We start from the raw sequence: 16,285 nt of genomic DNA, 5'->3' as shown, positions 1-16,285 counted from the left end.
TTAAAATTCAATTAATTACATCAAAAGAGTTAAATATCGCTTACGATTCATCACAGTTTGAGGAAATCATTGCTGAAAAGCCAATCATTTCTACATCATTGACTGTAGATAACTGGTAAGCGCATTCAATTCTCAAAAATCTTCATGTACTCACTTGGTCAATGCTTTCAGGTGCCTAAGGAGATACAAGCTATTAATATAAAAAAGGCCGCAATAAATGCGACCTTTACTATATCTACTTAAGTTCTGCGATTAGAACGTGTAGTAAACACCAGCAACAACGATATCGCCTTCAGTTTTCATAGAAGCATCTTTGTTATCGTTTTCGCTTGCAGTGTATTCGATGAACGTTAGAACGTTACCAGTTACAGCGTAGTCAGCACCAAACGTGTAGTAAGATTGGTCGTGGTCGCCTTCGTACTCAGTGAAACCGAATGAAGTGTAAACGCGAGCTTCGTTCATTTGGTAAGCTGCTACTGCAGACCATGTATCTTGGTCAGCTTTGTTTAGCTCTTCAGCAACGTAGTTAACTGCAGCAGAGAAGTTGTCCATGTTGAAACGAACAGCTGCGCCCATTACTTGGTAGTCATCACCAGCAAGGTTACGGTTTTCTTGATCTTGGTAAGAAGCACCAACAGTGAACATTTCGTTGATTGCGTATTGTGCAGATAGACCGAATGCAGTATCGATTTTCTCGTCTTGATCTAAGTATGCATCAGCGATAACAGTTAGCTTATCGAAACTACCTTTAACAGAAACAGCGTGACCAGCACTTTCTTTTGATTTTACGAAGTCATCAACGTAGCCAAGACCTTCGTTAGTGTTGTCGATAGTGATTGCGTCCAGAGAATCACCAAAGTCACCAACTTCGCCAACAGCTACACCCCAGTTGTCACCGAAGTAAGCACCGAAGTAAAGATCATCTGTGCGTACACGTGCGTGTTCTCCGTCAATTTCACCAGTAAGTTTGTTGTCGTTATCGAAGAATTCACCGTTTTCTAGTTCAAATGAACCGAATACTTTAACGTCTTGGTTTAGTTTGTGTTCAGCATCGACTTGGACTTTAGCCCAAAGGTCAACGTCTACATCACGCTTAGTAGAAGTTTTACCGTTTTCTTTACGTTCAACAGTACTTACGTAAGTATCGATCTCACCTTTAAGGTTGAAAGAAGTTGTACCGTTGTCGTAGATGTTGCCTGCTGCTAGAGCAGACGTAGAGATGCCAGCTACTGCAAGAGCTACTAGAGTTTTTTTCATAATTAATCCACTGCCTTTTCTTAGTTCGGGATATCCTTGTCCGGTTCCCTTTTTTTATATGTTTGAGATAGAGCGTTAACAAAACGTTATACAGCGCCTTCTCAAAATCTGGAGCTAAGAGTGCAAAAGATTATTCTGGCTGTCAAATTTTCTAAATACCAATGTAAAAAAACAAAAATAACATTTAAAAACAATAACTTGAAAAGTTTGTCTTTATTTATTCGATGAACATCTAATCAATCCTCTTGATTTTTCATAATTTATAAAACCATTAACAATGAGATTTTAAACCCAAAACAAATACTAAAAAACACAACATATAGAATAAAAAACCATACAAATATCATATTTGGAGTTTTATATTTTTCATATAATGAAATTAATTTCATTTAGATAAGGTTCAATATTTTTTTGTGAAGAAGATCTACATTCCTCATAAAAGCATTCCGTTTTGTGAACTACTGTACAACTAGTGATGTGTGCTACTATTCGCCTCCAACGCATTTGAGGCCCGTATGCTGACCAGTAACATTCAAAAATCGATTCGTAATAGCTATCAAAACCTGCAAGATCAACTTGATAACTTTGTACCTAGAAGAGCACAAAACTACCTTGTTGCAGAGATTGCAAAAACGCTGTGCGGTCAGTACCACAAATCTAACCGAATACTGGTTGCAGAAGCAGGGACTGGAATTGGTAAGTCGCTCTCCTATCTAATGGCCGCCATCCCCGTGGCCGTACATAACAATAGAAAAGTGGTTATCTCAACGGCGACCGTAGCTCTGCAAGAGCAGCTCATAAATAAAGACCTCCCTCTTTTTCGTCGGATTACCGACCGAGAGTTTTCTTTTATTTTGGCAAAAGGCCGTCAACGCTATTGTTGTGCAGAAAAACTTGCTTCAGCTTGTGGTGCTGATGGTGGTCAGTTAGCCATGTTCGAAACCAAGCCTAAGCAAAAAGATATAGAGCTGTTGGAAACAATGCATCGCTCTCTTGCGCAAGGTAAATGGGACGGTGACCGTGATTCTTGGCCTAAAACCATCGATGATAAGCTTTGGCAACTGATTGTTAGTGATAAACACAGTTGTAATAACAGCTTACCCGGCCATCGCGGCTGCCCATTCCAAAAAGCGCGCTCAGAGTTGGATAAGAATGATGTCATCATTGCGAACCACTCTCTCGTCATGGCAGACGCAGACTTGGGGGGCGGAGTAATCTTACCTGAGCCAGAAAACACGATATACGTCTTTGACGAGGCACATCACTTGCCTCATGTCGCCCGCGATCATGCTTCAGCATCTGCGAGCTTAAAAGGTGCGGCAGCGTGGCTTGAGAAGTTAAATCAGTCGATTAGCAAGTTTTCATCGCTCGCAGACGAGAAACGCGTAGCTCGATTTCGCAACGACCTTCAAGACGCGGTTCAGAACTTGATACCAGCACTGACTCAACTGCCTAAACAGTTCGATCCAGCTCAATTTGAAGAAGGCATCTACCGCTTTGAGCACGGTGAACTACCAGAATGGCTAGAGAACCAATCCAAAGAGTTAAAGCAGTTCAGTAAAAAAGCAAATCAAAGTGTGGCAAAAATTGCCGACCTTATTGCGGAAAGAGTAAAAGATGGGGAGCTTGCGACAAGATTGGCTGAACCAGCGCTTGCAGAGCTCGGCTTCTACATTCAAAGGTTAGAAAACCTAGCGCAAGTCTGGCACTTGATGGCTGAGCCAACTCGTGAAAAAGGTGCGCCTTTAGCTCGCTGGTTAGAAACCCACCCCGATCGCGAGGGTGATTTCATTGTGAGTGTTTCTCCGCTTGAAATTGGATGGCAACTCGACCAACAAATTTGGAGCAGGTGCATTGGCGCCATTTTAGTTTCCGCAACGATGCGTGCATTAAACTCCTTCCATTACTTTTGCCATCAGGTTGGTATTGATGGAAAACCAGAATCAGGCACACAGTTTTTAGCGCTTGCGTCACCATTCGATTACCAAAACCAGGCAGAATTGCTCATCCCTGCGATGAAATATGAACCACCAGCGCCTCAATTTACTGAATATCTTATTGAGATATTGCCTAAGTACTTGGAAGACAAGAAAGCCAACTTAGTATTATTCTCATCCTATTGGCAGATGAACCAAGTTGCGAAGGCGCTGTCTTCGGAGTTCATAAAAAAAGGCTGGGCGTTGCAAGTTCAAGGTGAAAGCTCACGTCAAGAAATTCTAAAAAAACATAAAAAGCTAATAGAATCAAATAAAACCAGCATCTTATTTGGTACTGGCAGTTTCTCTGAGGGGCTAGATTTACCTGGCGCATTACTTGAAAACTTGGTGATTACAAAAATTCCATTTGGTGTTCCAACCTCCCCTGTCGAACAGGCTCACTCCGAGTATATCGAGAAAAAAGGAGGGAACCCGTTTATGCAAATAACTGTACCTGACGCAAGCAAAAAGCTGATCCAGAGCGTAGGTCGCTTACTGCGTAAAGAGAGAGATTCTGGTAGAGTAACGATTCTTGATCGACGCCTAGTCACTAAGCGATACGGACAAGCCTTAATCGACTCACTACCTCCATTTAAACGTAAAATAGAATATTAGAAGAATCACCATTTATGGAAATGATTGAGCCAACTATGCTGTTGGTGTTGGCGCTTGTCGCTTTTGTCGCTGGATTTATTGATGCAGTTGCCGGTGGTGGTGGCATGCTAACCGTACCTGCGCTACTATCGTTGGGCTTGCCGCCTCATATTGCACTAGGCACCAATAAACTTGCGGCTACCTTTGCCTCTTCTACTGCGGCATTTACGTACTACAAGAAACGTTTATTCAAGCCTCAATGCTGGGGAAGAGCATTTGTTGCGACGCTTGTCGGAGCAACATTAGGTACCCTACTTGTGGACGCGATTAGCACGGATTGGCTAGAAAAAGGGTTACCTCTTGTTATTTTAGCGGCGGCGTTATACACCGTCTTCCATAAAACACCGCACTCTCCTCATCAAAGTCCAATTCCCGAGCCTTGCCCAAAACTTCATAGAAAACAGTACATGCAAGGATTATCCATAGGGTTCTATGATGGGCTCGCAGGGCCTGGAACTGGGGCTTTTTGGACGGTAAGTTCAATGGCTCTGTATCGGCTGAATATCTTGCTCGCCTCTGGCTTAGCAAAAGCAATGAACTTTACCAGCAACTTTACCTCTTTGATCACGTTTGCAGTCCTCGGTCATATCAACTGGGTGCTAGGCTTAACAATGGGGGTATGTTTAATGGCTGGGGCTTTTGTTGGCGCACATTCCGCCATTCGGTTTGGTTCTAAATTCATTCGCCCTGTATTTGTTACTGTCGTCAGTATACTGGCCATAAAATTGGCTTATGACGCATGGTTTGTAGGTTTGTCATGAACATTTCTCAACTCCAGGAAAACCTAGAACAAATGGCGAAGCAAGCCGCTGTTCTTGACCGTCAAAGAGGCGAACACCATGTTCCGCTTTTTGATGAGCGCTTATTTGGTTGTCGCTCTCGCTTACTTACTCCTTGCGTAAAAGAAGCAAAAGCTACGCTGGATGCGATTGTGCGTGAGCAAAATGAAGGTAAGCTCACCGCTTTGCGTGCTGAGTACCTCACTGAACGGTTAGTAGCGCAAATCGGTGCGATTCAACGCGAGATTTCTACCACCAAAATTCGCAAGAATGAGATCAAACATAGCAGCCATTTCCGCAAGCCTATTAACGTGCTTTACCAGGAACTCGCTCAACACCAAGAGTGGGCAAGACGCTTGCGCGAAATGGTGTTAGAAAAAGAACGTGCTGTCGAAACCGCTCCTAGTTTTATGCGTGCCGAGGCTCAGAAAGTGTTACTAGCGACCGAGCAACGTTTGGCACGTTGTGAGGCAGCGCTTCTGAAACTAGAGAACCAAATTACACATAGGGAAAAACACCAATAATGGCCGATCAACCAACCTCGCCTTTAGATGACGCACCTGAAGAGATCAAATTGGCTGTCGATTTGATCTATTTACTTGAGAGCAATGAGATAGATCCAGAAGTTGCGCTTAACGCTTTGAAGATCGTGCAAAACGACTTAGAAAACAAATTAAAAGCAAAGTAGCCCAACGTTTCGCTCCTTTCACCGAGACTCGTTTTCAGTGCTCTTGCACAATGATACTATTCATAAAAAAGTACGCCCTCAAAAAGGATAAACAATGAAAGTAATCAGCTTTAACATCAATGGACTACGTGCGCGACTGCACCAACTCCAAGCGCTAATCGACAAACACCAACCAGATGTGATTGGCCTTCAGGAAATTAAAGTTCACGATGAAGCATTCCCGATTGAAGCTGTCGAAGCCATGGGCTACAAAGTGTATTTCCATGGTCAAAAAGCGCATTACGGCGTCGCAATGCTTTGTAAGCAAGAACCTCTACACGTACAAAAAGGGTTCCCGACGGATAACGAAGAGCACCAAAAGCGCATGATCATGGCAACGTTTTTAAATGAAAACGGCGAAAAGGTCACGGTGCTAAACGGCTACTTCCCTCAAGGGGATAACATCAGCCACGAAACAAAATTCCCATACAAACGTCAGTTTTATAAAGATCTGATGACCTACCTAAACGATCATCACAATAGTGACGAGCAATTGATTGTTATGGGTGACATCAACATCAGCCCTATTGATGCAGATATCGGTATCGGCGAACCAAACCGTAAGCGTTGGCTAAAAACAGGTAAATGTTCATTCCAACCGGAAGAGCGCGAATGGCTGAAAACCTTGCTAGATTGGGGCTTTGAGGACACCTTCCGCAAGCTATATCCAGAAGTGAACGATCAATTCTCGTGGTTTGATTATCGCTCTCGCGGGTTTGATGATAACCGAGGTCTACGAATTGATGTCATTTTGGCGACCCCTTCTCTCGCGCAAAAATGTATTGAGTCGGGTATCGATTATGAATTGCGCGGTATTGAAAAACCTTCAGACCACGCTCCAATTTGGTCGACGTTCAAGTAATACATAACTGAGCAATAAGCGGGACTCAACGCTAAGCTTAACCCATGAAAAAGGGAGACTCTGTCTCCCTTTTTCATGCAAGTTACTTTCTACTCAGCTAGTTCAGCGGCCAAACCGTTTGACCATCAACACTGACTGGCGTTTGAGCAAATTCGTTCAGACAGTAGCCGGTATTGCTGCTTGCAAAGTAAGTGAGAGGCATCGGTGGTAGATTCAGCGCCACAACCTGCTGTTTCGCTTTTTCTGTGAACGAGAAGCCCCACATATCTAAATAGCTCGTCATGTCTCGCTGAGAGATGTAGCTCAGAGCAATAAGCAACCAGTCATTGTTTGAGATGCTATTTGCCTCTTCACGAGAGTAGTTGGCGAAACCAATACTCAATCGTCTCTCATTCCAAAGCGCATCATCCGATTTCAAGCGGTTAAACTCACGTTCAATCAGGTGCAATCGCGCCAATAAATGCCAACCATTTTGCAGTACACCTTCATGCTGCGTCGCCATCATCATTTGAATGTAAACGCGAGCTCCCCAACTCCAACCAGTTTGATTTTGCGCTGCCATGTAAGCGTTTGGATCCGCTTGAGTTCGGCTTGCTTGCAATAATTCAAACTGGCCTTTGAAATCCAAGCTTTGGCAAGTTGAAACTTTCCCCGTATTCTGGAAGAAACGAGACTTACTGTAATACGAGTAGTAATTGGTCGTTGAATGCCCTTCCCAGCCTGCAAATCGGAATCGACCTTTTTCCAAGCCATGACCAAGCTCATGTAAATCACCGTGACCGAGTGGGCTGAATGACCAGTAAGCATCGTATGGGTTACCAGAACAGCCGTAACCACACGTCGCTTGGTCAGCGTTCATATGCTTCACCATATCAATATTGGCGATTTCCCAACCTTGATTTTTGGCATACTGGATAATTTCCGGAACCTCATCGATACCCGGCCCTTGGAAACCAGCCAAGACATGTGGGTAGTTATGAACATACTCTTCTGTCGCCAGGGCCATTTCAGCTGGTGTCGACCACATCTCATCGTTGACAGATTCAAGCATTTTGTCGCGTTTAGAGTGTACCTCAAATCCAGGCGTGATCAGTTCAGCCCAATCGAACAAATTCGCTTCAAGCTCCTGAATAAACGCATCGTTATCCTTTTCACTTCTCCATACAGGGTGTTGCGCTACATGGCTAAATGTTAGAGCTACTGGTACATCATTATTGTTAAAGTGAACCTGGATAGGCCCGCCATAAGGTGAAGTCAGCGTGATGGTTTCACCCTGCTTCACCTCATAGGCGAAAGAAGTCAGCATTTTTGGTCGCGTGTATCCATCTTTGCTGAACTCATGAGTTGCGCCACTTCTTAAACTGTTGATGACAATTTTAGTCGTCACTTCATTACTGTCATTGCGCGTGACCGTAAAGGTCTCCCCAGGAAGCGCATACACACCAGCAGAGCGGAAGTTACGCTTTGATTCCATATTAATCGTTGCGCTGATTCTCTTTACTTCAGGGCTAAACTCACTACGGCTGAAGTTCCCCATATTTGGTTGTTTTGGGTTCACGCTTCGGCTGTTGTATTGTACGTAATCGGCAAAATACGATTTTAGGAATTCGGTCGTTTGGGTTGATTGTTTGTCCATTGGGAACACAGCCGTTTGACGATAGTGATCAGCCAGCAATACCATGAGTTTTTCGTATTGGTAGCCATCTTGATTAAACAAATCTACTTTTTGTTCATCAAGCTTTTTCAACCGATGGCGAATACTGTTTGCCCCTACATAAAATTGACTTTCCATATTCGCAGTGTCAGGACAAGATTTGTCATCACACTGTGACAAGTCAACATTGAAGTTTTGAGATTCAAAACGAGACAACAGCGCTTGTTGCGTAGCAACAGAGTCTGGCACGAAGTTCATGAGTGATGAAGGCGCCCAATCAACCAAGCCTAACTTACGCCAATAGTTATCTCCCACATAATCAACATGGAATTTTTCCAAAATGTCTCGGCCAAGTTCAGTTAGTCCTCCATCCCAATGCAGGTATAGAACAGGAATTTGGGCTTGCTCAGCGTATGCCAGAGCATCGAGTACTTGTTGGTTGGTGTCGCCAGATTGCAGATGCTGTGACAAGATCAATAAGTTTGGAGTATTGGTTTGCAAGCAGCTAAGTAGCTTCGAACCATCGCATAGGTTGGCCTCGTTAAACGCCAACTCTTGTGAAACATTGTCTTTCAGCCAATTCCGAGTCGCTTGCTCATCAGGGAAGTAATAAGACTGATCCATTTGCGCGATGACAACGTTTGAAGTAGCTCCGCCTGACAACCAAGTGACCAGGTTGCTTAGCCATTGAGTCATCGCTGCATTCGAAGACTCGGGAAAGCGTTGTGCCGTTCTAAATGGGTTACTACCTAATAGCGCATAACGTTGACCATGAGCTTTTTCTCCAGCAACGCCAATTGACAACGCCTGATCTTTATAACCGCTAACCATGGCCTTGTTGGTCATCAAGATTGTGTCGTTGAACCCATACTGAGGTGCCAAGATCGCAGCATCATAGGTTGGATCCCAATAAAGGCCAGAAAGGTTTTTCGCAATTGCAGATTTGATCGTATTCGACTGTTTCTTGTGCCCTTCCACAACTTGCCGACTTTCTCGAATGAAATCGTTCGGGTCAGAAACGAGCAGAGCATTACCAGTTTCCAGAGCTTGTTGAACTGGAGCTGGCGTTGGTTTTACTTGAGCATTAGATTGTGACTCTCCCTCTCCCCCACCACATCCAGTGGCAACGGCGGCAAGGCCCAACGATAGAATTGTTTTTTTCATTTTTTACTTACTAAACAATGGGTTTATCAAATATTAATGTAAGTGCATGAATAAAAAGAAATAGTCTTTTGTATCGGTAGGAAAAATAGGAATGAAGATAACAAAATCATCAAAAAGCAATGGTACCCATTTCGATACCATTGCTGACACTAATTATTAACTTAAAGGACGTAGGTATGCCAAGAAGCGCTTCTCTGCCACTTTAAAGCACCACAAGATCATAAACGTCAGTGCCATGTAGAACAGCCCCGCCGTAAGGAAAGATTCAAATGGCGCATAGTAACGTGAGTTAACTAAGCGCGCAGCGCCAGTTAGATCCATAATGGTAACGATACCCGCGACCGCACTACCGTGCAGCATGAAAATCACTTCGTTTGAATAAGCTGGTAATGCTCGACGCAGTGCACTCGGCAAGATAATACGTCTGTATGTCATAAACTTACTCATCCCATACGCTTTGGCAGCTTCTACTTCACCTTTGGGCAAGCCATTAATCGCACCACGAATAATTTCTGCTGTATAAGCCGACGTATTAAGAATAAAAGCGACTAAAGCACAAAACCAGGCGTTTTCCCACAAGGTATCTTTCACAGGAAAGAACTGATCCATACCGTAATAAATCAAATACAACTGGACCAACAACGGTGTTCCACGGAAAAAGTAAATGAATCCCCAAGAAGGTAAGCTAAAGGCATAATTCGCACTATTACGTGCCACAGCTAATGGAATCGAGACACACAAACCGATAACCAACGCTAATCCTACCAGCCAAACTGTCGTCCAAAGTCCCTGAAGATAAGTTGGGAAGCTTTCAATAATCAAAGAAAAATCCATAACTTACCTCGCATGAATACTGAACTTACGCTCAACAAGCTTGAGTAGCCCGGTCGAAACGCTGGTAAAAAATAGAAAGATGAGCGCGACAGCCATGTAAAAGGTAAACGGCATTTTCGTCGTACCTGCCGCCAACGAGCTCATTCTCACCATGTCATCCAGGCCGATGATGGAAACTAACGCAGTGGTCTTGAGTAACACTAACCAGTTATTACCAAATCCAGGTAATGCATGACGAATCATCTGAGGCAGTAAGATTCTTCTAAACGATAAGGCTGAGCTCATACCATAAGCTTTCGCCGCTTCTAGTTCACCTTTGTCCACCGCCATGATCGCTCCGCGAAAAGTCTCCGCCATGTAGGCACCAAAGATAAAACCAATCGTGAGTACACCTGCAATAAATGGGCTGACATCAATATAGTCGGGTAAGTAAGACGTCCATTCATGGTTTGGATCACTCGAAGCAAACCACTCATTGAGCGTTTCGTTAATGGAGTACAGGCTATTGTTTAAAAGTATTTGTCCACCAAAGAAAATCAGCATCATCAGAACCAAATCTGGAATGCCGCGAATGACGGTGGTGTAAAGAGTGGCAATCGCCCTTGCCCATTTGTAAGGCGCTAACTTAGCTAATGCGCCAAGCATACCTAAGATCACCGCAAGAAGGAGTGAAAGCACTGCAACTTCTATCGTTACTAAAGCCCCTTTTAAAATCGAAGCTTCGTATCCTTGTAAATCTAGCATAGGTGAGTTCCTAATCCCTAAACTCAAAAAATCGACCGTTGACTACTTCTAGGAACAAGCCAACGGTCGCTTAATTACGGTTTATTCACCGTACACATCGTAGTTAAAGTATTTACCAGCAATTTCTTGATAAACACCTTTCTCACGTAGTGAAATTATCGCCGCGTCCAATTTCTTCGTTAGATCTTTATCTTGTTTACGCACGGCAATACCAAAACCTTCACCGAACCACTTAGGATCGGTCAATGACGGACCAACAAACTCGTACGCGTCGCCGCCCGCTTTATTAAGCACACCTTCTTCTAGAGCAGAGGCGTCGCCCAATACAGCGGCAACACGACCATTGGCTAAATCTAGGTAAGCCTCATCAAAAGAACCGTAACGAACAATTTCTACTTTATCGCCATAGTTATCTGTCAGATATTTGTCGTGTGTTGTTGCACGTTGAACGGCGATTTTCTTGCCATCTAGGTTGTCAAAATCCAGATTCGCGCCCTTCTTGGCAATAAATTTGTTTGGAATCAGTGCGTATTTGCCAGTGAAATCGACTTTCTTCTTACGCTCTTCTGTAATAGACATCGCAGCGATGATTGCGTCGTACTTACGCGCTAATAGAGAAGGAATGATGCCATCCCAATCTTGCGCGACAATCTTACATTTCACTCGCATTTCTTCACAAAGCGCGTTGGCCATGTCTACGTCGAAGCCTTTAAGAGAACCATCCGTTTCTGTCCAGCTAAACGGAGGGTAAGCACCCTCAATGCCGAAGCGAACTGTTTTCCATTCTTTCGCTTGAGCGACACCAGATACTGCCGTTGCAGCGATCGTTGCTGCTAATAACCACTTTTTCATTTCCATACTCCTGTGATTGCTATTTTATTTCGTTTTGTTTGTTGTGCTGGCTTAGGAGGCAATAGTCTGCCGCCTAAAAATATTAGTAAATGGATGAGATAAACTGCTGTAATCGTTCCGAATCCGGGTTTGTAAATAGCTTAGCTGGATTTCCCTGTTCTTCCACTAAGCCTTGATGCAAGAACATCACATGGTTTGATACGTCTCGCGCAAACGCCATTTCGTGCGTGACCACCAGCATGGTTCGTCCTTCATCTGCCAAATCTCTCATTACCCCTAATACTTCCCCAACTAGTTCTGGGTCAAGCGCAGAGGTTGGCTCGTCAAACAACATCACTTCAGGGTCAACTGCTAGCGCACGGGCAATAGCGGCACGTTGCTGCTGACCGCCAGATAAGTGTCCAGGATAATAGTCTTTACGCTCATATAGGCCTACTTTCTTAAGCAAGACTTCTGCGTTTTCAATCGCTTGGGCTTTTGGCACGCCTAGAACATGAACAGGGGCTTCAATCACGTTTTCTAGTACTGTCAGGTGTGACCATAAGTTGAAACCTTGGAACACCATCGCTAGACGTGAGCGAATACGTTGCACTTGCTTTTCATTAGCAGGAACGGACTCCCCTGCTCGGTTGTTCTTCATTTGGATTAATTCACCATTCACCCAAATTTCGCCTGCGGTAGGCGTTTCTAGCAAGTTGATACATCTAAGAAAGGTACTCTTACCAGAACCGGAAGAGCCAATGATGGAGATGACATCTCCTTTGTGCGCGGCAAGAGAAATTCCCTTGAGAACTTCATTTTGTCCAAATGTTTTGTGCAGGTCTTTTATATCTAGCGCTGGTACATCATTCATGCGCTCTACTCCCTGTGTTTTTGTCACTGCAATTAAGGGACTCCGCCCTCTCTAATTCGGAACAAATTAGCACCACGCCCTGAAACTTGCAACAAATTATTAACCTAAATAATTCGAATAGAAAGATACGATAGCCAAATTAATATGCAATATATAGCAACTTATTCTTCAAAAGCTGAATATTAAATATAAAAAAGCCCCTTTAGAAGGGGCTTAATAAATTTACAAAAGTGTTAATTGAAACTTATTTAGGGTCGTAATGAATTAATTAAAACGACTGACTACCAATGAGTTTGAAGTACGTAATGTCACTTCATTTTCTAGGCCTTCTTTTTCAGAAGTAATGATGCCATCCAAGTCTTCATCTAGCTCAGGCTCTGACGCTTCACCATTAGAAAAGAAGCTCATGAAAACTTTAGAGTCGATATTGCTATCGTCACTCAATACCAAAGCAGTGCGATTAAAATCGTCCGAAGCTGAAACTTTCAAACCGTTAACGGCTGATGTTGGGAAATTGTAGTAATGGAGCTCAGGAACAACAACAGAGTCACTGTCGCTCTTTGTGAAAATACGATGTGTGACTTTATAGTCGCCTGAAGCCGCAAAGTAAGCGACACGAGTAAAGCCTTCTGTAGACGATGTTAAACCCATGTCCAGATCAATCACCGAGTCTGCACTTCCTTGTGTTGATACACTTGGTTTTGTGTTTGGCAGGTTATCAATATTTAAGTAAGAGCTTGGATCAACGTCAATATCCCATCCATCAGAGACCGTTTCGTTAAGTAGAGAGTCCCAACCATTAACTTGATTCTCTGAGAACGCCATGTAGACCCAAGTTTCTTTATTCGTTGCACTAGGACGATTATATTCAACGGCCGTTTTATCTAGCTTCAGCGCATCATACGCAAAGCCGTTAGTAATAAAACCAATGTGGAGAGTGTCGTAAGTATAATCAGAAGACGAATAAATGTTTGACGTATTATCCGCTCTGACTAAGGCGATCTCACCAGTCCCCCACGAACCAATACCATACTGGTAAAGCGCTTTGTCGCTTGAACCAGATTCATACTGGAACAACGCCGTAGGCTCACCTTTAAGCCCCATAAGCTCATCGGTAGGCAACATATCAGGGTTAGGTGACGTGAAAACATCGGTTTGCGAGACAAAGTTGTAGTCTCCACCACCTGATTCAGCATTTCGGTAATCTAGGTTAGTAAACTTATTGCTTGCTAAGTTACCGCCAGTAAAGCACTTGTTCAAAGAGTCTCGGTTAAGGGCAAACGTGGCATTACGTAGTTTCTTATCTTGTAAGAATTCTTTTGAAAACGTATTTACGCGAGCTTCTCTACCGTTAAATTCTATTGCTTGAAACGTTACAAAGCCGCCGTCAGGAATATCTTCAAGATAAAACTTAAAGTTATCAGTGGTTGGTTTGATGATGTCTCCGGCTCTTTTGCCATCTGCATCAGAGTAGTAACCGATAACATAGTTAGTCACTTGCTCTTTTGACGCTGCGCTATAGGTTAAAACCGTTTTATCACCGTTTAGCTCAGTTTTGTGGTCATACACCGTACAACCTTTCGCAGTAGCTTCACTTTCAGTCATTGTTGCTGGTATAGCAAAATCAAAAGTAAACGCTGTTTTCGGCGCAGCACCACCGCCGCCACCGCCACCGCCGCCACAACCGACCATTAACCCTGAGATGATTGCCACTAGTGGCAGTACTTTAAGCTGTTTCATGTCTTTTTCCTAAACTGAGCGGCAATGATTAGCCAAAAAAATCGTCTTTGCCCTGTAGAAAGCAAGAATAAAGCCAGCTTTATATAATCATCATGAATATTGATATTTACCCCGCATCCCCGAACGATAAGAGCAACAAATTCTAATTTTATGCAACTTGTGTAATGAAATTACACAAGATTTCACCATCTCATTCGCATGCCTGAAACTTTCTGTAGTTTTATTTCACAACCATTCTTAAAGTGATCTAAATCAATCACCCTAAATGGCTATCTTGCTAGACTCCTGCCAAAAGATGAGGATTTTTTTGTGCCTCAACACAATAAGTTATTAGCTATGCTTAGGCACAATGTCGACGTGTAACAAATCTAATAATAGCTAGCATAAGCGTGCCGCAGGATGCGGATTAACACAATTGAATGAAGAATTCATAACTTTTAAATATATGAGGAATCTATGTCAGACGCAGTTAACAAAACTCACTCTGATTCAGATATCGAGACCAAGAGCTACCGTGAGCTTCATCGTCCAGCATCTGAGTTCGCAAGCCGTTCAGACTACCTAGACCACGAACTACAAATTATGAAGCCGCGTCGTTTCGGCTTAAACTTGCCAGGTCGTGACTTCCGTTTTGAACTTGAAGATCTTGTTCCAGCACTTGCCGGTACGATTGGTATTATCGCGATGTACTCTGCGGTAATGATGTCTTGGGCTGAAGGCCTAACTGCCGCATGGGACCATGTTAATCTGGGCAAAGATTTCGCCATCGAAGTTGCCCGTGTAGAGATGCTCATCCCTGCACTTCTTTTCTGTGTACTTGCTTCTGGCTTTATTAACCCTAAAGCCAACCTAGCTGGTAACCACGGCCCAATGATCCCTCTTATTGGTACCATCGCGCTTGCTGGTGCTCACCCTCTTGCATTGGCAATTCTCATTGGTGTGTTTGGTTTAATTCTGAGCCTGTTAAAAGGTGGCTCAAAACTGGTTAACCTCACCTCTGAAGGTACGGCTGGTGGCCTTCTCATCTTCTTGGGTTTAACCGGAACGATGAGCCAAATTAATTCCATTCAAGCTTGGGCTGTTGGTTTGCAATCCGACACAGTTGCCGCAGGTAGCATGGGTTACATCGGTCTAATCGTTCTTGCGGTTACCATTGGCCTGTACGCGTTTCTTGCTAAAGTGAACAAACGCTGGCTAGCAATCCCTGTTTGTGCCTTCACTGGCCTTGCAATCGCACTTGTTCTTGGCGCTGGCTTCGATATTAAATTCGTAACCGAGACGGGTCTTCCAAACCTAAACCCAATCTACTGGTGGGGTTCAACAGAAGAAGGTTGGATGCTTGGTCTTCCTAATATGGAACACTTCATCGCTTCTCTACCATTCGCAATTCTTGCTGTAGCAATGTGGTCTCCTGACTTCTTGGGTCACCGCATCTTCCAAGAAATGAACTACCCACGTAAGAGTGAAAAAGTACTGATGGACGTTGATGACACAATGACAATGTGTTCTGTGCGCCAAATGGTCGGTACCGCTGTCGGTGGTGGTAACATCACATCATCTTGGGGGACTTACATGATCCCTGCAGCAATCGCGAAGCGCCCTATTCCTGGCGGTGCAATCTTACTAGGTTCTCTATGTATTATTGTTGCAATCCTTGGTTTCCCTATGGATGTTGCTGTATGGCCACCAGTTATGCGCGTTGCTCTTCTCGTTGGTGTCTCTCTACCACTACTTGAAGCAGGCATGCAGATGGTGAAAGACTCAAAAGATTCACAAGCAGCAGGCATCTGTATCTTTGGTTCAGCAGTCGTTAACCCTGTTCTAGCTTGGGCACTAACTATGCTTTTAGATAACAACGGCTTAATTGGTGATAAAGAGCGCGCGTCTCGCTTGTCGTTTGTAGACAAGATTGTGATCCCAGTAAGCGTACTTATTATCTGTTTAGTTGCTATGCTTGCAGTTGGTATGCTTGAAGGCCAATATGGCATCCAAGCTTGGCTGTAAAGCTGACAGTTCAGAAAATGTGTGGGTAGCGCTAGTCGCTACCCCATTTTTATCGAGATTTTTGAGGATTTATTGATTTAGTTTAAGGTTTGCAAAAAAATTTTAGTTTAACCTCTAACTGTTGCTTAAAAAGAGAAACGTTAAAACTAGTGACAATATTTATAGTTTTGTAACTCGAACATTTA

13 protein-coding genes are annotated in these 16,285 nt (G+C 43.6%); 6 read left to right on the top strand and 7 right to left on the bottom strand.

The annotated features are described in order from the left end of the window. Positions 1-252: 252 nt before the first annotated feature. Positions 253-1,257 (bottom strand): porin, encoded by a 1,005-nt coding sequence (locus ACHFJ9_RS13110; protein ID WP_005390692.1) that lies wholly within the window; start codon positions 1,255-1,257, stop codon positions 253-255. A gap of 515 nt (positions 1,258-1,772) precedes the next feature. On the opposite strand from ACHFJ9_RS13110, the gene dinG reads away from it, so the two are divergent. The 5 genes from dinG to xthA all read left to right on the top strand — a co-directional run bounded on the left by dinG (position 1,773) and on the right by xthA (position 6,255). Beyond that, positions 1,773-3,848 carry an ATP-dependent DNA helicase DinG gene (gene dinG, locus ACHFJ9_RS13105; RefSeq protein WP_395357059.1) on the top strand — a complete coding sequence of 692 codons (2,076 nt, stop codon included), beginning with the start codon at positions 1,773-1,775 and terminating at the stop codon, positions 3,846-3,848. A 14-nt stretch (positions 3,849-3,862) separates the two neighbouring features. Further along, positions 3,863-4,648: a sulfite exporter TauE/SafE family protein gene (locus tag ACHFJ9_RS13100; protein WP_005390688.1), complete on the top strand. Its 786-nt coding sequence runs from the start codon at positions 3,863-3,865 to the stop codon at positions 4,646-4,648. Next, the gene (locus ACHFJ9_RS13095; RefSeq protein ID WP_012841995.1) at positions 4,645-5,190 is read left to right on the top strand and encodes a primosomal replication protein; all 546 of its coding nucleotides are present in this window, start codon (positions 4,645-4,647) and stop codon (positions 5,188-5,190) included. The genes ACHFJ9_RS13100 and ACHFJ9_RS13095 overlap by 4 nt, the downstream gene beginning before the upstream one ends. Next, positions 5,190-5,354, top strand: coding sequence for a pleiotropic regulatory protein RsmS (gene rsmS, locus ACHFJ9_RS13090; protein ID WP_005378432.1), 165 nt, complete (start codon positions 5,190-5,192; stop codon positions 5,352-5,354). Before ACHFJ9_RS13095 ends, rsmS begins: the two co-directional genes overlap by 1 nt. A 94-nt stretch (positions 5,355-5,448) precedes the next feature. Next, a complete protein-coding gene (gene xthA, locus ACHFJ9_RS13085) occupies positions 5,449-6,255 on the top strand; it encodes an exodeoxyribonuclease III (protein WP_048626179.1) in 807 nt (268 codons plus the stop codon). Positions 6,256-6,352: 97 nt separating this feature from the next. Here xthA and ACHFJ9_RS13080 read toward each other — a convergent pair whose 3' ends face one another. The 6 genes from ACHFJ9_RS13080 to ACHFJ9_RS13055 form a co-directional block, all read right to left on the bottom strand. After that, complete coding sequence (locus ACHFJ9_RS13080; protein ID WP_395357056.1) at positions 6,353-9,073, bottom strand: ImpA family metalloprotease; 2,721 nt, start codon at positions 9,071-9,073, stop codon at positions 6,353-6,355. Between the two features lie 156 nt (positions 9,074-9,229). Next, complete coding sequence (locus tag ACHFJ9_RS13075; RefSeq protein ID WP_053807157.1) at positions 9,230-9,907, bottom strand: ABC transporter permease; 678 nt, start codon at positions 9,905-9,907, stop codon at positions 9,230-9,232. 3 nt (positions 9,908-9,910) lie between these two features. Continuing rightward, on the bottom strand, positions 9,911-10,651 hold the full coding sequence (locus ACHFJ9_RS13070; RefSeq protein ID WP_006742137.1) for an ABC transporter permease: 741 nt from the start codon (positions 10,649-10,651) through the stop codon (positions 9,911-9,913). An 81-nt stretch (positions 10,652-10,732) separates the two neighbouring features. Then, complete coding sequence (locus tag ACHFJ9_RS13065; RefSeq protein ID WP_186437863.1) at positions 10,733-11,503, bottom strand: ABC transporter substrate-binding protein; 771 nt, start codon at positions 11,501-11,503, stop codon at positions 10,733-10,735. Positions 11,504-11,585: 82 nt separating this feature from the next. Continuing rightward, positions 11,586-12,356, bottom strand: coding sequence for an ABC transporter ATP-binding protein (locus ACHFJ9_RS13060; RefSeq protein WP_005378438.1), 771 nt, complete (start codon positions 12,354-12,356; stop codon positions 11,586-11,588). A gap of 264 nt (positions 12,357-12,620) precedes the next feature. Continuing rightward, the gene (locus tag ACHFJ9_RS13055) at positions 12,621-14,096 is read right to left on the bottom strand and encodes a 54K polar flagellar sheath protein A (protein WP_085343553.1); all 1,476 of its coding nucleotides are present in this window, start codon (positions 14,094-14,096) and stop codon (positions 12,621-12,623) included. A 456-nt stretch (positions 14,097-14,552) separates the two neighbouring features. On the opposite strand from ACHFJ9_RS13055, the gene ACHFJ9_RS13050 reads away from it, so the two are divergent. Then, positions 14,553-16,100, top strand: a complete 1,548-nt coding sequence (locus ACHFJ9_RS13050; RefSeq protein WP_005390668.1) for a DUF3360 family protein — start codon at positions 14,553-14,555, stop codon at positions 16,098-16,100. Positions 16,101-16,285 lie beyond the last annotated feature (185 nt).

Origin of the sequence: Vibrio sp. D3 (genome assembly GCF_043995865.1) — a bacterium.
Lineage (GTDB): Bacteria > Pseudomonadota > Gammaproteobacteria > Enterobacterales > Vibrionaceae > Vibrio > Vibrio diabolicus.
Note: the sequence above shows the minus strand (reverse complement) of the source record. Positions and strands in the feature narration are given on the sequence as shown.

What these genes read in the sequence shown, in the direction of transcription:
- rsmS (WP_005378432.1), top strand. Translation starts at nt 5,190, where the DNA reads ATGGCCGATCAACCAACCTCGCCTTTAGATGACGCACCTGAAGAGATC.
- ACHFJ9_RS13075 (WP_053807157.1), bottom strand. Translation starts at nt 9,907, where the DNA reads ATGGATTTTTCTTTGATTATTGAAAGCTTCCCAACTTATCTTCAGGGA.
- dinG (WP_395357059.1), top strand. Translation starts at nt 1,773, where the DNA reads ATGCTGACCAGTAACATTCAAAAATCGATTCGTAATAGCTATCAAAAC.
- ACHFJ9_RS13070 (WP_006742137.1), bottom strand. Translation starts at nt 10,651, where the DNA reads ATGCTAGATTTACAAGGATACGAAGCTTCGATTTTAAAAGGGGCTTTA.
- ACHFJ9_RS13095 (WP_012841995.1), top strand. Translation starts at nt 4,645, where the DNA reads ATGAACATTTCTCAACTCCAGGAAAACCTAGAACAAATGGCGAAGCAA.
- ACHFJ9_RS13060 (WP_005378438.1), bottom strand. Translation starts at nt 12,356, where the DNA reads ATGAATGATGTACCAGCGCTAGATATAAAAGACCTGCACAAAACATTT.
- ACHFJ9_RS13050 (WP_005390668.1), top strand. Translation starts at nt 14,553, where the DNA reads ATGTCAGACGCAGTTAACAAAACTCACTCTGATTCAGATATCGAGACC.
- ACHFJ9_RS13110 (WP_005390692.1), bottom strand. Translation starts at nt 1,257, where the DNA reads ATGAAAAAAACTCTAGTAGCTCTTGCAGTAGCTGGCATCTCTACGTCT.
- xthA (WP_048626179.1), top strand. Translation starts at nt 5,449, where the DNA reads ATGAAAGTAATCAGCTTTAACATCAATGGACTACGTGCGCGACTGCAC.
- ACHFJ9_RS13065 (WP_186437863.1), bottom strand. Translation starts at nt 11,503, where the DNA reads ATGAAAAAGTGGTTATTAGCAGCAACGATCGCTGCAACGGCAGTATCT.
- ACHFJ9_RS13100 (WP_005390688.1), top strand. Translation starts at nt 3,863, where the DNA reads ATGGAAATGATTGAGCCAACTATGCTGTTGGTGTTGGCGCTTGTCGCT.
- ACHFJ9_RS13055 (WP_085343553.1), bottom strand. Translation starts at nt 14,096, where the DNA reads ATGAAACAGCTTAAAGTACTGCCACTAGTGGCAATCATCTCAGGGTTA.
- ACHFJ9_RS13080 (WP_395357056.1), bottom strand. Translation starts at nt 9,073, where the DNA reads ATGAAAAAAACAATTCTATCGTTGGGCCTTGCCGCCGTTGCCACTGGA.